Source organism: Streptomyces sp. NPDC015131 (assembly GCF_043079975.1).
GTDB lineage: Bacteria > Actinomycetota > Actinomycetes > Streptomycetales > Streptomycetaceae > Streptomyces.
The window spans coordinates 805655-820894 of sequence record NZ_JBIBVB010000001.1 but is presented as its reverse complement, the minus strand read 5'-3'; the positions used below and the strand labels follow the sequence as shown (position 1 = coordinate 820894).

Sequence of the window (15240 nt, the reverse complement as noted above, 5' to 3'; positions counted from 1 at the left end):
CGTACGGCGGGCCCCGGCACCGGGCCGCCGCCACGCCCTATCCTCGACGGACGCCCGCCCCGGCCGGGAGCGGGCGAGGGCAGGAGAGGGAAGGAAGGAGCCGCGATGCGGGTCGCGTTGTTCGTCACCTGCGTCAACGACGCGGTGTGTCCGGAGACCGGGATCGCCACCGTCCGGCTCCTCGAACGGCTCGGCGTCGAGGTGGACTTCCCGGCCGCCCAGACCTGCTGCGGGCAGCCCCAGTACAACACCGGGTACCGGCCGCAGGCCGCCACCCTGGCCCGCCGCACGGCCCGCGCCTTCGCGGGGTACAGCCATGTGGTCACCCCGTCCGGCTCCTGCGCGGCCATGGTGCGCGATCAGTACGCCGGGCTGGGCGCGCCGGGCCTCGGGCCCCGGACGTACGAGCTGACGGAGTTCCTGGTCGACGTGCTGGGCGTGACGGACGTGGGCGCGTACTTCCCGCACCGGGTGACGTACCACCCGTCCTGCCACGGGCTGCGGCTGCTGGGCCTGGGCGACCGGCCGCGCCGGCTGCTGGAGGCGGTCAGGGGGCTGGAGCTGGTGGACCTGCCCGGCGCGGAGGAGTGCTGCGGTTTCGGCGGCACGTTCGCGGTGAAGAACCCGGCGGTGTCAGTGGCGATGGGCCGGGACAAGGTGCGCGCCGCCGTGGGCACCGGGGCGGAGGTGCTGTGCGGGGCGGACAACTCCTGCCTGCTGCACCTGAACGGTGTGCTGCGGCGGGCGGGCGAGCCGGTCCGTACCGTGCACATCGCCGAGATCCTGGCGAGTACGGAGGAGGAGCCGCTGCGGTGAGCGGAACGTTCCTGGGCATGCCGTCCTTCCCCCGGGCCGCCGAGGCGGCGGTCGCCGACCCGGTGCTCCGGGCGAACCTGCGGCACGCCACGCACACCATCCGCGACAAGCGGGCCCGTGCGGTGGCCGAGCTGGACGACTGGGCGCAGCTGCGGGAGGCGGGCCGGCGCATCAAGGACCGGACGCTGCGCCACCTGGACACGTACCTGGTCCGGCTGGAGGAGGCGGTGACGGCGGCCGGCGGCACGGTGCACTGGGCCGAGGACGCCGACGAGGCCAACCGGATCGTGACCGGGCTGGTCCGGGCGACCGGTGAGCGGGAGGTCGTCAAGGTCAAGTCGATGGCCACGCAGGAGACGGGGCTCAACGAGGCGCTGGAGGCGGCGGGGATCGACGCCTACGAGACGGATCTCGCCGAGCTGATCGTGCAGTTGGGCGAGGACCGGCCGTCCCACATCCTCGTCCCGGCGATCCACCGCAACCGCGCGGAGATCCGGGACGTCTTCCGGGCGCGGATGGCCGCCTGGGGCAGGCCGGCGCCCGACGACCTGACGGACGAGCCGGCCGACCTGGCGGAGGCGGCCCGGCTGCACCTGCGGGAGAAGTTCCTGCGGGCGAAGGTCGGGATCTCGGGGGCCAACTTCATGGTGGCCGAGACCGGGACGCTGGTGGTGGTCGAGTCGGAGGGCAACGGGCGGATGTGCCTGACGCTTCCGGAGACCCTGATCTCGGTGGTGGGCATCGAGAAGGTGGTGCCGACCTGGCGCGATCTGGAGGTGTTCCTCCAGACGCTGCCGCGCTCGTCGACCGCCGAGCGCATGAATCCGTACACCAGCATGTGGACGGGGACCACGGACGCCGACGGGCCGCGCGCCTTCCATCTGGTCCTGCTGGACAACGGCCGGACCGCCGCGCTCGCCGACGAGGTGGGCCGGCAGGCGCTGCGTTGCATCCGCTGTTCGGCGTGCCTCAATGTGTGCCCGGTGTACGAGCGGGCCGGCGGCCATGCGTACGGGTCGGTCTACCCGGGCCCGATCGGCGCGATCCTCACTCCCCAACTGCGCGGTACGGCGAGCGAGATCGACGCCTCCCTGCCGTACGCGTCGACGCTGTGCGGGGCCTGCTACGAGGTGTGCCCGGTCGCCATCGACATCCCCGAGGTGCTGGTCCATCTGCGCGGCGAGGTGGCCGGGCGGGGCGGGCGGAGGCACCGGGCGGAGCGGGCCGCGGTCCGGGCGGCGACCTGGCTGCTGGACCACCCGGCGGCCCTGGCGGCGGGCGAGCGCCTGGCGTCGGCGGCCCGCGGGGTGGTCCCGGCCCGCCCGCCGGGCGCGGGGGCGTGGACCGGCGGCCGTGACCTGCCGGAGCTTCCGGAGCGTCCATTCCGCGACTGGTGGAGGAGGAACCGCGGATGAGCGGCGAGAGCCCCGCGGGCGAGGGCGCCCGCGACCGGATCCTGGGCCGGGTCCGGGCGGCCGTGTCCGGCGCGCCGGACGCCCCCGAGCCGGTCCGCGACTACCGGGTGAGCCACTCCCCCGGCGATCCGGGCGCCCTGCTGGACCTGCTGGACCGCAATCTGACGGAGTACCGGGCCCGGGTCCACCGCGCGGCGGAGGGCGAACTGCCGTCGCTGATCGCCCGGTTGCTCGCCGAACGGGGCGCGGCGTCGGTCGTGGTCCCGCCGGGGCTGCCCGGCGCGTGGCTGGCGGACACGGCCGCCGAGCTGCGCCACGACGCGCCGGGCCGCCCGCTGTCCCCGTACGCACTGGACGGCACGGACGCCGTCGTCACCGGGTGCGCGCTGGCGATCGCCGAGACGGGCACGATCGTGCTGGACGGGTCGGCGGGCCAGGGGCGGCGCGCTCTCACTCTCGTACCGGATCTGCATGTGTGCGTGGTGCGGGCGCCGGGGCAGGTGGTGGCGTCGGTGCCGCTGGCTCTGCCGCGGCTGGACCCGGGGCGCCCGCTGACGTGGATCTCCGGGCCGTCGGCCACCAGTGACATCGAGCTGGACCGGGTGGAGGGGGTGCACGGTCCGCGCACGCTGGACGTGGTCCTGGTGGCCGCGCCCTCCTGAGCGGCGGCGTGACCGGAGCGTCGGCCTCCGCCGGGCGCCCCGCGAGCGCCCCGTGCGCGCCCCCGCCGGGATCCGGCGAGTGAACGTTTCGCCGCTTCTGCAAGGGGTGTTGGGGCCCGCCGGGGCGGTGCGGCGCGACACGCGGGGAGGCGCGCCAATCCCCACTCACTGTCCGTCACGCCGATTCACTAAGCGTGACGACACCTGGCGATGCCCATGCCCCGACCGCTGGTCCGCCAGGTGGATCACCCGACGAAAGGGAACACCCCCGCCATGGCAGTGAAGACCCGCCCCGCGCCCGCCGAGCCGCAGATCCAGACGCAGGAGCACATCCAGCTCAGCCTGAGCACGCGGGCGGCGCGCAACCTCGCGACGACCACCAAGTCCGAACCGCAGATGCGGGAGATCAGCTCGCGCTGGCTGCTGCGCAAGCTGCCGTGGGTCCATGTGCCCGGTGGCGCCTACCGGGTCAACCGGCGGCTGTCGTACGCCGTGGGCGACGGCCGGGTGACCTTTGTGCAGACCGGCGCCAAGGTGCAGGTCGTCCCGGCCGAGCTGGGCGAGCTGCCGCTGCTGCGCGGCTTCGCCGACCCCACCGCGCTGGCGGCGCTGGCGGACAAGTTCACACAGAAGGAGTTCGAGCCGGGCCAGCTCCTCGCCGAGCGCGGCCGCAAGGCCGACCAGGTCTTCCTGATCGCGCACGGCAAGGTCGAGAAGATCGGCACCGGGAAGTACGACGACGCCGAGACACGGCTGGGCATGATGGCCGACGGCGACTCCTTCGGCGGGCGGATGATGGCCGGGGACACCGGCGCGACGTGGGAGTGCACCGTCCGCGCCACCACCCGGACCACCGCGCTGGTGCTCACGCAGGCGGCGTACAAGCAGGTGGCGAGCCAGTACCCGACCCTCCGCGACCATGTGCAGGGGCTCACCTCCAACGGGCACCGGGCGACGAACAAGTACGGCGAGGCGGAGATCAGCTTCCTCTCCGGGCACGAGGGCGAGCCGGACCTGCCGACCACCTTCGTCGACTACGAGGTCGAGCCGCGCGAGTACGAGCTGAGCGTGGCGCAGACGGTGCTCAAGGTGCACAGCCGGGTCGCCGACCTCTACAACCAGCCGATGAACCAGACGGAGCAGCAGCTCAAGCTGACCATCCAGGCGCTGCGCGAGCGCCAGGAGCACGAGCTGGTCAACAACCGGGACTTCGGCCTGCTGCACAACACCGACTACGACCAGCGCATTCAGGCCCACGCCGGTGCGCCCACCCCGGACGACCTCGACGACCTGATCAGCATGCGCCGCAACACGCAGTACCTGTTCGCGCACCCGCGCACGATCGCCGCGTTCGGCAAGGAGTGCAACAAGCGGGGCCTCTACATCGGCAGCGTCGACGTCGGCGGGCACCAGATCCCGGCCTGGCGGGGCATCCCGATCCTGCCGTGCGGCAAGATCCCGATCACCGACCACCACACGTCGTCGATCATCGCGATGCGTACCGGCGAGGACAACGAGGGCGTCGTCGGCCTCTACCAGACGGGCCTCCCGGACGAGTACGAGCCCGGCCTGAACGTCCGCTTCATGGGCATCGACGAGAAGGCGATCATCTCGTACCTGGTCAGCACCTACTACTCGGCCGCGATCCTCGTCCCGGACGCGATCGGCATTCTGGAGAACGTCGAGGTGCGCCCCCGCGCCGAGTAGCCGGGCGGGTGCTCCCTAGCCTCGGCGCGCCCGGGTGCCCGGGCGCGCCGAGGCGTACGGTGGGCTGGGTAGGCAGCCCACCGTCGCGCACCCGGAAGGGACGGTGCCTCCCATGCCTTCGAGCCCGCCTCCCAGCCCACACAGCCCTCCCGGCCCAGCCGGCCCGCCGGGCGGCGCCCCTGCCGCGCCCGGGCGGTCGCCGCTGCTGGAGTCCACCGCCGGGGCCCCCGCGCACGGGCCGTGCCGCGGCGACATCGGCCGGCGCGTCGCGGCCCGCCGGGAGCAGCTCGGCCTGACCCGCGAGGAGGTCGCGGTCCGGGCCGGTTCGGCGCCCGGATACCTCCAGTACCTGGAGGAACAGCCGGCCACGCCCGGGATCGGCTTCCTGCTGCGGCTCGCGGACGCGCTGGAGACCAGCGTGGTGGAGCTGACCGGCGGCCTCGCCGACCTGCCGCCGGGCACCGGCCACCCGCCGTCCCGCCCCGAGCTGGTCGATCTCGACCTGGAGCAGTGCCGCACCCTGCTCGGCAGCCATGGCGTCGGGCACGTGGCCGTGACCACGCCCGACGGGCCGGCGATCCTGCCGGTGAACTATCTGGTCACCGAGGGTGAGGTGGCGTTCCGGGTGGCGCCCGGCACCCTCGCGCCGCTCGCCGGCGACAGCCGGATGGCGTTCGAGGTCGACCACATCGACGACGCCCTGTGCCGGGGCTGGAGCGTCCTGGTCGTCGGCGCGCCCCACGAGGTCACCGACCCGGACACGGTGCGGCGGCTGGACGACCAGGCGTACGGCATGCCGTGGCGGGGCGGCGCGGACGCCGGCTGGGTGGCCGTGACGCCGGCGCGGGTCACCGGGCGCCGGGTGGACGCGCCGTACGCCCACACCTGAGCACCGCCGCGGGCCCCGGCGGCGGATCAGCAGCCGGGCAGCGGCAGCTCGCGGACCTCGCCCGGCTCGACCAGGACGGCCGGCCCGTCGGCGGGCTCCACGGTGATCGGCTCGCTGCCCGAGCCCGGTACGGCGATGCGCAGCAGGCCCGGTGACATCCGCAGCCGGACGCCCCAGTGGCCCCGGTAGCGGAGGGTGAAGTCGTACTCGGACAGCTCCGGCAGCGGCACCGGGTCCACGCGCAGGGTGCCGCCGCGGGTCTCCAGCCCGGTCAGGCCGCGCTGGACGAGGTCGAGTGTGCCCGCCATGGCGCCCAGGTGGATGCCCTCGCCGGTGGTGCCGCCCTGGAGGTCGGCGATGTCCCCCTCCAGCGCCTCCTGGCAGAAGCGCCACGCCTCGGCGCGCCGCACCCGGGCCAGCACCCAGCCGTGGACCAGGCCGCTCAGCGTCGAGCCGTGACTGGTGCGGCGCAGGTAGTAGTCGACGGTGCGGTGCCAGCCGTCGTCGTCCAGGTCGTGGCCCAGGCGGCGCAGCAGCGCGCGCAGCTCGGCGGGCGAGAAGAGGTAGCCGAGCATCAGCACGTCGGCCTGCTTGGACGCCTGGTAGCGGTTGGCGGAGTCGCCCTCGGCCTCCAGGATGCGGTCGAGCCTGCGGATGTCGCCGTACCGGCTCCGCATGCCCTCCCAGTCGAGTTCCGCCAGGTCGCCGAAGCCCTCGAACTGGCTGATCACGCCTTGGTGGTACGGGACGTGGAGCCGGCGGGAGACGTCCTCCCACCGCTCCAGCTCGCCGTGGTCCAGCTCCGTCCGCTCGGCGAGTTCGCGGCGGCGCGGGTCGGGCAGGTCGCGCAGCAGCTCCAGGGTGCGGGCCAGCACCCAGGCGGCCGTGACGTTGGTGTAGGCGTTGTCGTCGAGGCCGGGCCGGTCGGCGTCCGGGTAGGCGTCGTGGTACTCGTCGGGGCCGACCACGCCCCGGAGGCGGTAGCGGCGCAGGCCGTCGTCCCAGGTGGCGCGGGAGGCCCAGAAGCGGGCGATCTGGAGCAGCATCTCCGCGCCGCGGGTGTGCAGGAACTCGGTGTCGCCGCTGGCCTCGCAGTACTGCCACACGTTGTACGCGACGGCCGAGCCGACGTGCTGCTGGAGGTGGGAGTGGTCGGGCAGCCAGCGTCCGGAGCGCGGGTTGAGGTGGAGGCGCTGGGTCTCCTCGCGGCCGTCGCTGCCGCTCTGCCAGGGGTACATGGCCCCGGCCGCGCCCGCGTCCCGGGCGGCGGCGCGGGCGCGCTCCAGCCGCCGGTGGCGGTAGGTGAGCAGGGACCGGGAGACCTCGGGGAAGTGCAGGTTGAGGTAGGGCAGGACGAACAGCTCGTCCCAGAAGATGTGGCCGCGGTACGCCTCGCCGTGCAGGCCGCGCGCCGGGACGCCCGCGTCCAGCTCGGCGGTGTGCGGGGAGAGGGTCTGCAGGACGTGGAAAAGGTGCAGGCGCAGGATGCGGCCCGCCTGGTTCGGCACCTCCAGCGCCGCCCGGCGCCACAGCTGCCGCCAGGCGGTGCGGTGCGAGGCCAGCAGGTCCTCGAAGCCCGGCGCGCGGGTCACCCGGTCGACGGCGGCGCTCAGCGGGTCGCTGATGGCCGCGTCCCGCGAGGTGTGCAGGGCGACGGTCTTCACCACCACGACGGGGCTGCCGGGCCGCAGGTCCAGCCGCAGGCGCTGGGCGGCCCTCCGGTGCCCGTGCCGGACCGTGCGGGTGGTCCCCTCGGCGCCGGTGGCGGTCGTCCGGGCGGCCAGCCCGACCCGGATGTCGGAGGTACGGGTGCGGCAGCGCAGCCACACGGTGTCGTGCCCGGCGTCACCGGTCTCCACATGGGTGAGGTGGCGTGAGGCGAGCTGCCGGTAGCGGGCCACCCCGGAGTTGGTGACGTCGCCGTCGATACGGGCCTCGACCTCCAGGGTGCCCGCCCAGTTCTCCGCCGTGAACTCGGTGCGGAGGGCGGCCAGGTGCGGGGACGCCATGTGCACCAGACGGGTCTGGCGCACCGCCAGGCGCCTGCCGTCGTCGTCCTCGTACCGGATCAGGCGCTCCAGGGTGCCGGCGCGCAGGTCGAGGGTCTGGCGGTGGTCGGTCAGCTCCACCCCGTCGGGGGTCAGCCAGGGGCCGGGCGGGTCGGTGTCGTCGACGCGGTAGCGCAGGGGCAGCCAGTTCGGGAGGTTGACCATGTCCTCGTTCTCGACGGTGCGCCCGGCGATGTCGGAGGTCAGGCGGTTGTAGCAGCCGGCGGCGTACGTGCCGGGGTAGTGGACGTCGTCGACGGTGCACTCGGGGGCGGCGCCACGGGTGGCGAAGTAGCCGTTGCCGAGCGTGCACAGCGCCTCGCGCAGGCTCTCCCGGGCCGGGGTGTACCCCTCGTACTCCCAGGTCCAGTCGGTCACGACGGCACCCCGGCGGTGAGGGCCGCGAGCAGCTCGGCCGGGTCGCGCACGACGACGTCGGCGCCCGCCCGGCGCAGCGCGTCCGCCGTATCGGGTCCCGCCGTGCGGTCGACCCCGGCGACCAGGCCGAATCCGCCGCGCCGGCCCGCCTCGACGCCCGCGAGGGCGTCCTCGACCACCGCGCAGGCGGCGGGCGGCACCCCGAGCCGCCGGGCGGCCTCCAGGAAGAGCGCGGGATCGGGTTTGCCGGGCAGGCCCAGCCGGGCGGCCTCGGTGCCGTCCACGCACGCGTGGAACAGGTCCAGCACCCCGGCGGCGGCGAGGACCTCGCGCGCGTGCCGGGACGCGGAGACCACGGCGATCGGGGTTCCGGCGCCGCGCAGGGCGTGCAGCAGGCGTACGGCCCCGGGCAGGGCGGTGGCGCCCCGCTCCCGCAGCTCCTGGGTGAACAGGCGTTCCTTCGCGGCGGCGACCGCCTCCACCTCGGCCGCGGAGGGGCGCAGTCCCCGGGCGGTGAGGAAGGCCGCCGCGCCGTCGAGGCGGGACTTCCCGTCGACGTACCGCAGGTAGTCCTCGGTGGGGTCGAACGGGCGGACGCGCCCCGCGTGCGGCCCGGTGCCCAGATGGGCGTCGAACGCGGCCTTCCAGGCGGTGGCGTGCGTCGTCGCGGTGTCGGTGATCACGCCGTCGGTGTCGAACACCGCGGCCCGCACCGGCCGCGGCCGGCGGGCGGGGGCCTGTGGGGTCATGGCCGGTCCTCCTGGGTCGGTGCCCCGGACCCCGGCGAGTTCCCTGCCACGGGCGCGGTACGCGGAGAAAGGGCGGCCCTTCTGGCGGGGGCGCGCCGGGCCGGGGACGCGGTGGGTGTGGGCGCGCCGGGCCGGGGCGCGGGGGCCGGGGGCGCGGGGGCCGGGGGCGCCTTTCTGCGCGCCGGAAGCTCTGGCCCCTGGGCGGGCGCCGTCCCTCTCCCGTACCACCGTCCGACCGGTGCCGTACGTCTCCGGTACGACCGCCGTCATCCCGAAGTCGTGACGTCACCCGAAAGGGGAACCCCTCCCCGCTCCTTGATCCTCTTCCTCCGCGTAGCGCGCGCAGCGGTCCACGGGGACCCACCCGACGAGAGAGAAGAGAAGGCACGCATGTTCAGCAAGGCTCTCGCGCCCGAGTACCAGGGGGCGCTCAGCGCGCTGTCGGTGAACTCCTCGCTCACGGACGTGCTCAGCACCGCGACCGAGCAGCTCGCCGCCGCCCGGGAGGCGGGCGACGCCCACGAGACGGCCCGCGCCGCGCTCGCGGTGGCGGAGGCGCACCGCAGGCTGGGGCACGTCGAGGCGGCGGACCGGGCGTGGAAGGACAGTTACCGCACGGCACGGTCGGCCAGGGACGTCCCGGCGATGGCGTGGGCGCTGTGGAGCGGCGGCACGCTGGCCCGGCAGCGGGGCGCGCTCGCGCTGGCGTTCCGGCTGCTGCGGTACGCGGCCGACACCGGCCGGCGCGGCGGGGACGTGGTGGCGCACGGCTACTCGCTCGCCGGGCTCGCCGAGACGGGCCGCATCCAGGGCGATTACGAGGCGGTCGGGGCGCTGCACGACGAGCTGCTCGCGGCGGCGCGCGAGCGGGGCGAGGCGCGGCACACCGTGTGGGCGCTGGAGGGCATCGCCCAGATGCACCGCAACAGCGGCCGGTACGACACGGCGTACGCGCTCTTCGAGGAGGCCGCCGGGATAGCCGCCGCCGCGGACGACCGGCGCGGCCACGCCTGGGCGCTGCGCGGGCTCGCCGACATCGTCTCGGTGCGCGACGGGGACACCGGCCGCGCGCTGGAGCTGCTCTCCCGGGCCGAGGAGGGGTGCCGGGAGATGGACCTGTCCAGCGCGCTGGCCTACAACCACAAGATGCGCGCCAATGTGCTGTACCGCGCGGGGCGGTACGCGGAGGCGCTGGAGACGTACGAGCGGTCGCTGGCCGAGTTCCGGGCGATGGACGAGCCGCGGGGGACGGCGCTGTCCCGGCTGGGCGCGGTGAAGGCGCGGGCCCGCCTCGGGGCCGATCCGCACCGCACGGCCGCCGAACTGGCCGAGCTGCGGGGCGTGCTGGACCGCATGGGCCTGCGGCACGCGCGCGCGATGGTCGACAAGGCGCACGCGGAGCTGGGCCTGCCCGCCGGGGAGCCGCGCCGATGAGCGCGCCGCACGCGGTGGGCCGGCCCGCATCCGGCCCGGCCGGCCCGGAGGGCGACCGGCACATGGCCGAGGACCGGCACGGGGACAGGGACCGGCACATGGCCGAGGACCGGCACGGGGACAAGGACCGGCATGGGGACAGGGACCGGCACGACGACGACCGGCACATGGCCGAGGACCGGCACCGGCATGGGGACAGGGACCGGCGCGACGACGACCGGCGCGCGGAGGTGCGGCACGCGGTGGACCCCGCCGCGCTGAGCCCCGGGGTGGTGGACGAGCTGGCGCGGTGCCGTGCCCTGGTGGAGCCCGAGCTGCGGGCGCGGGTGGCGGGGATGCACGCGTGGCCCGCCGAGATGGCCGCGTACTCCTTCGGGTGGCGCGAACGCGACGGGAGCCCCCGCGCCGGGTCGTCCGGGAAGGGGGTGCGGCAGGCGGTGGCCGTGCTGTGCGCCGAGGCGGCGGGGGCCTCGGCCCGGAGCGCGGTCGACGCGGCCGTGGTGGTGGAGCTGGTGCACACCTTCTCCCTGCTGCACGACGACATCATGGACGGCGACGAGACGCGCAGGCGGCGCCCGGCGGCGTGGAAGGCGTACGGGACGGGGCCCGCCGTGCTGGCCGGTGACGCGCTGTTCGCGCTGGCCTTCGAGGTGCTCGCCTCCTCGCCGGGCCCGCACGGCGGGGCCGCGGTGCGGCGGCTGTCCCGGGACCTGGCGGACCTGGTGGGCGGTCAGGCGGAGGACCTGCTGTTCGAGGGGCGGCCGTGGGCGGGCGCCGGTGCCGTGCCGGCCGGGGCGTATCTGCGGATGGCCGAGCACAAGACGGGGGCGCTGCTGGGCTGCGCGGCGGCGCTGGGCGCGGTGCTGGCGGGCGCGCCGGCCGCGACGGTGGACGCCCTGTCCGCGGCGGGCCGGCACCTGGGGGTGGCCTTCCAGGCCGTCGACGACGTCCTGGGGCTGTGGGGCGACCCGGCGGCGACGGGCAAGCCGGTCCACGGCGATCTGCGGCGGCGCAAGAAGACCCTGCCGGTGCTGGCCGCGCTCGCGTCGGACACACCCGCGTCGCGGCGGCTCGCCGCCCTGCTGGCGGTGCCGGGGCCGCTGGACGGGACCGCGCTGCGGCGGGCGGCGGCGCTCGTGGAGGAGGCGGGCGGCCGGCGGGCGGCCCTGGCGGAGGCGCGGAACCGGCTGGACCGGGCGCGGGCCGCGGTGGCCGGCGTACCGCTGGCGGAGGAGCCCGCCGGGCGGCTGCTGGCCCTGATGCCCCTCGTCGTGGGCCGGGTGAGGTGACCGCCCGGTGCGTACGGCGGTGCGTCCCCGGCCGGGTGGGCCGGGGACGCACCGGCAAAGCCGGTCAACACCGGGAAACCGGCTGATTCACCGCCTGGCGGGCAGATCCGTTATGGGGCTTTGCCAGCGAATCTGCACACCGAATGTACAGGCGTCACACCGCCTCCCGGGGCCCGTCATGACGGGCCCCGGGCTCTCCCGCTCTTGGTACCGGAATGTCCCGTTCCGAAACACCGGCCGCGCGTGTCCGGGAAAGGCGCACCAGCCCAGGTGTGAAGAAGCTGCCACCAAGCGATGAACGGACCTGCACAGCAACGTAATCCGGCACCACGGAAAGGGCTTCGGCAACGCGCACGGGATTGGCTGAGCAACGCGCCCCCGTGCTTTGATCCTTCGCACTGCGGCAGTCACACAAAGGCTTGCTCCGTAGTCATTTCGAGTTATTCGCGCGAAGGGAACAACATGAACCCCCAGATCCAGACCCAGGAAATCTCCGACGCCGACCTGGACGCCGTGTCCGGTGGCCTCCAGAGCGCCGTCGCCAGCGGTGTCGTGGGCAGCGCGACCGCCACGCTGGACTCGGTCGCCCCGGTTTCCACCGTCGCCACCTCGGCCGTCGGCGCCGTCGAGTCCTTCGCGGGCCTCAACACCTCGGCCGTCACCGGCCTGGTCGCCGGTCTCTGAGACGGCGTGGACGAGCCCCGGGACACACGGTTCCGGGGCTCTCTCCGCTGTCCGTCCTCCCCGTTTCCTTCCCCTCCGTCCGCCCCTCCCGGTGGGGCGGCGCGTGCAGTTGAGGAAAGTCTGACGTGCAGTTCCGCCAAAAGGCCCTTTCCAAGCTGCAATCCCCCGAGGAAATCGACCTGCCGGTGCGATTCGCCCGCCCGCAGGGTCTTCTCGTGCTGGCCGTCACCATCGTCGCCATGGCCGCCGCCTCCGTCTGGGCCGTCACCGGAACGGTGACCTCCACGCTCACGGCACCCGGAATTCTCACCCACGGCCACGGCAGTTATGTGCTCCAGAGCCCCGTCGCCGGACAGGTCACCAAGGTGTACGCCGACGAGGGCGACCACCTCCCCGCCGGGGCCCCGCTGCTGAACGTCCGTACCGCCGAGGGGACCTCGGCCGTGCGCACCCTCGCCGCCGGGCGGGTGACCGCGCTCGCCACGGCGATCGGCTCCATCGTCACCACCGGCTCCGACGTGGCCGCCGTCGAGCGCGTCGAGAGCGGCGACGCGCCCCTGACGGCGACGGTGTACGTCCCCGCCGACCGCGGCGCGACCGTGCCCGTGGGCGCCGCCGTGGACCTCTCCGTCCAGTCCGTGCCCTCGCGGACGTACGGCGTGCTGCGCGGCACCGTGAAGTCCGTCGGCAGGACCGCGCAGTCGAGCCGGCGCATCGGCGCCTTCCTGGGCAGCGGCCAGCTCGGCGAGCAGTTCTCGCGCGGCGGGCCGCCCGTGGCGGTCACCGTCGAGCTGCAGCGCTCCGCCACGACCCGTACCGGCTACGCCTGGTCGACCTCCGGCGGCCCCGGACACCCCCTGGACTCCATGACCCCCGTGAACGCCTCGGTGCGCCTGGCCTCCCAGCACCCCGTCGACTGGCTGCTGCCGTGAGCGCCCCCGCCGGCCGCCGCCGCGCCCAGCCGTCCCCCGGAGCCAGGACCCGCGCCCGCGGGACGGCGCCCCGGTCCGCCCGGCCCCGGACCGCCCGTACGCCGACCGTCCTCCAGATGGAGGCCGTGGAGTGCGGCGCCGCCTGCCTGGCGATGGTGCTGGCCCACCACGGCCGGCACGTCCCGCTGGAGGAGCTGCGCATCGCCTGCGGGGTCTCCCGGGACGGCTCACGCGCCAGCAACCTCCTGAAGGCGGCCCGCACCTACGGCCTGACGGCCAAGGGCATGCAGATGGAACCCGCCGCGCTCGCCGAGGTGCGGGGCCCGGCCATCCTGTTCTGGGAGTTCAACCACTACGTGGTGTACGAGGGGACGGGGCGCCGTCTCGGCCGCCGGGGCGTGCACGTCAACGACCCGGACAAGGGCCGCCGTTTCGTCTCCCCCGAGGAGTTCGACACCAGCTTCACCGGGGTGGCCCTGGTCTTCGAGCGGGGGCCGGACTTCACCCGGGGCGGGCGCAGGCCGGGCGTGCTCGGCGCCCTGCCCGCCCGGCTGCGCGGGACGACGGGCACCCTGCTGGCCGCGCTGCTGGCGAGCCTGCTGCTGGTGGTGGTCGGCGCGGCCGTGCCCGCGCTGAGCCGGACGTACATCGACGCGTTCCTGATCGGGCACGAGACGTCGGTGCTGGGCCCGCTGTTCGCGGCGATGGCCGCCACGGTCGTCCTGACCGCCCTGCTCACCGGACTCCAGCAGGCGAACCTGCTGCGCGGGCGGATCATCGCCTCCACCCTGGGCAGCGCCCGCTTCCTGCGGCACCTGATGCGGCTGCCGGTCACCTTCTTCGCCCAGCGCAGCCCGGCGGACCTGGTGCAGCGGCTCCAGTCCAACGACGCGGTCGCCGAGACCCTGGCACGGGACCTGGCCGCCGCCGGGGTGGACGGTGTGGTGGTCGTGCTGTACGCGGTGCTCCTGTGGACGTACGACCCGCAACTCACCGTCGTCGGGGTGCTCATGGCGCTGCTGAACATCGTCGCCATGCGGGTGGTGATCCGCCTGCGGGCGACGCACACCCAGAAGCTGCGCGCCGACAGCGCCCGGCTCACCACCACCTCGTACACCGGCCTCCAGCTCATCGAGACCATGAAGGCGACCGGCGGCGAGAACGGCTACTTCCGGCGCTGGGCGGGGCAGCACGCGGCGACCCTGGAGGTGCAGCAGCGGCTCGGAGTGCCGAGCGCGGCGCTGGCCGTCGTCGCCCCCACCCTGGCGACGCTCAACAGCGCCCTGATCCTGTGGATCGGCGGACTGCGGGCCGTCGAGGGCCATCTGTCGATCGGCCTGCTCGTCGCCTTCCAGGCGCTGGTCACCCGGTTCACGGCGCCCATCACCCGGCTGAACGGGGTGGCGGGGCGCATCCAGGACTTCGCCGCCGACGTGGCCCGGCTGAAGGACGTGGAGAACTTCCCGGCGGACCCGCTCCACGCGCGCGTGGACCCGGGCACGAGCACCCGCCGGCTGACCGGGCATGTGGAGCTGGAGGACATCACCTTCGGCTACAGCCCACTGGACGAGCCCCTGCTGAGCGGGTTCTCGCTGACCGTGGGCCCCGGGCAGCAGGTGGCACTGGTCGGCGGTTCGGGCAGTGGCAAGTCCACCGTCTCCCGGCTGATCTCGGGCCTGTACGCCCCCTGGGAGGGCACCGTCCGGATCGACGGGCGGCGCCTGGAGGACATCCCGCGCGGGGCGCTCGCCGCCTCCGTGTCGTTCGTCGACCAGGACGTGTTCCTGTTCGAGGGGACGGTCCGGGACAACGTCGCCCTGTGGGACCCGTCCATCCCCGACGAGGCCGTCGTCGCGGCGCTGCGGGACGCCGCCGTGTACGACGACGTCGTGGCGCGCCGGCCCGGCGGCATCCACAGCGCGGTGGAGCAGGACGGGCGGAACTTCTCCGGCGGCCAGCGCCAGCGGCTGGAGATCGCCCGCGCGCTGGTGCGGCGGCCGAGCGTCCTGGTGCTGGACGAGGTGACCAGCGCGCTGGACGCCCGCACCGAGCAGGTCATCATCGACAACCTCCGGCGGCGCGGCTGCGCGTGCGTGGTCATCGCCCACCGGCTCTCCACGGTCCGTGACAGCGACGAGATCGTGGTGCTGGACCGCGGCACCGTGGTGGAGCGGGGCAGGCACGAGGACCTGCTCGCCGCCCGGGGGGCGTACGCCCGGCTGGTCGAGGAGCGCTGA

At 74.8% G+C, this 15240-nt stretch carries 12 protein-coding genes; 10 read left to right on the top strand and 2 right to left on the bottom strand.

Features of this window, described 5'->3' with window-relative positions:
* The first annotated feature begins 105 nt into the window (after positions 1-105).
* The 5 genes from ACF08D_RS03380 (at position 106) to ACF08D_RS03360 (ending at position 5489) form a co-directional block, all read left to right on the top strand.
* Positions 106-816: a (Fe-S)-binding protein gene (locus ACF08D_RS03380; RefSeq protein WP_392220802.1), complete on the top strand. Its 711-nt coding sequence runs from the start codon at positions 106-108 to the stop codon at positions 814-816.
* Entirely contained in the window at positions 813-2231 is a 1419-nt protein-coding gene (locus tag ACF08D_RS03375; RefSeq protein WP_392220801.1) for a lactate utilization protein B, read from the top strand. The genes ACF08D_RS03380 and ACF08D_RS03375 overlap by 4 nt, the downstream gene beginning before the upstream one ends.
* Entirely contained in the window at positions 2228-2893 is a 666-nt protein-coding gene (locus ACF08D_RS03370) for a lactate utilization protein C (RefSeq protein WP_392220800.1), read from the top strand. Before ACF08D_RS03375 ends, ACF08D_RS03370 begins: the two co-directional genes overlap by 4 nt.
* A gap of 273 nt (positions 2894-3166) precedes the next feature.
* On the top strand, positions 3167-4600 hold the full coding sequence (locus tag ACF08D_RS03365) for a family 2B encapsulin nanocompartment shell protein (RefSeq protein ID WP_392220799.1): 1434 nt from the start codon (positions 3167-3169) through the stop codon (positions 4598-4600).
* A gap of 112 nt (positions 4601-4712) precedes the next feature.
* Positions 4713-5489 (top strand): helix-turn-helix domain-containing protein, encoded by a 777-nt coding sequence (locus tag ACF08D_RS03360; RefSeq protein ID WP_392220798.1) that lies wholly within the window; start codon positions 4713-4715, stop codon positions 5487-5489.
* 26 nt (positions 5490-5515) lie between these two features.
* Here the strand turns inward: ACF08D_RS03360 and ACF08D_RS03355 are convergent, their stop codons facing one another.
* Both ACF08D_RS03355 and ACF08D_RS03350 read right to left on the bottom strand, forming a co-directional pair.
* Complete coding sequence (locus ACF08D_RS03355; RefSeq protein WP_392220797.1) at positions 5516-7915, bottom strand: glycoside hydrolase family 65 protein; 2400 nt, start codon at positions 7913-7915, stop codon at positions 5516-5518.
* On the bottom strand, positions 7912-8664 hold the full coding sequence (locus tag ACF08D_RS03350; protein ID WP_392220796.1) for an HAD family hydrolase: 753 nt from the start codon (positions 8662-8664) through the stop codon (positions 7912-7914). Before ACF08D_RS03350 ends, ACF08D_RS03355 begins: the two co-directional genes overlap by 4 nt.
* A 390-nt stretch (positions 8665-9054) precedes the next feature.
* Between ACF08D_RS03350 and ACF08D_RS03345 the strand changes: the two genes are divergently transcribed.
* From ACF08D_RS03345 to ACF08D_RS03325, 5 genes are all read left to right on the top strand, one after another.
* Positions 9055-10098, top strand: coding sequence for a tetratricopeptide repeat protein (locus tag ACF08D_RS03345; RefSeq protein WP_392220795.1), 1044 nt, complete (start codon positions 9055-9057; stop codon positions 10096-10098).
* Entirely contained in the window at positions 10095-11387 is a 1293-nt protein-coding gene (locus ACF08D_RS03340; protein ID WP_392220794.1) for a polyprenyl synthetase family protein, read from the top strand. The genes ACF08D_RS03345 and ACF08D_RS03340 overlap by 4 nt, the downstream gene beginning before the upstream one ends.
* A 462-nt stretch (positions 11388-11849) precedes the next feature.
* Entirely contained in the window at positions 11850-12071 is a 222-nt protein-coding gene (locus tag ACF08D_RS03335) for a type A2 lantipeptide (RefSeq protein ID WP_392220793.1), read from the top strand.
* A gap of 125 nt (positions 12072-12196) precedes the next feature.
* Positions 12197-13003: an HlyD family efflux transporter periplasmic adaptor subunit gene (locus tag ACF08D_RS03330; protein WP_392220792.1), complete on the top strand. Its 807-nt coding sequence runs from the start codon at positions 12197-12199 to the stop codon at positions 13001-13003.
* Positions 13000-15240 carry an NHLP family bacteriocin export ABC transporter peptidase/permease/ATPase subunit gene (locus ACF08D_RS03325; protein ID WP_392220791.1) on the top strand — a complete coding sequence of 747 codons (2241 nt, stop codon included), beginning with the start codon at positions 13000-13002 and terminating at the stop codon, positions 15238-15240. The genes ACF08D_RS03330 and ACF08D_RS03325 overlap by 4 nt, the downstream gene beginning before the upstream one ends.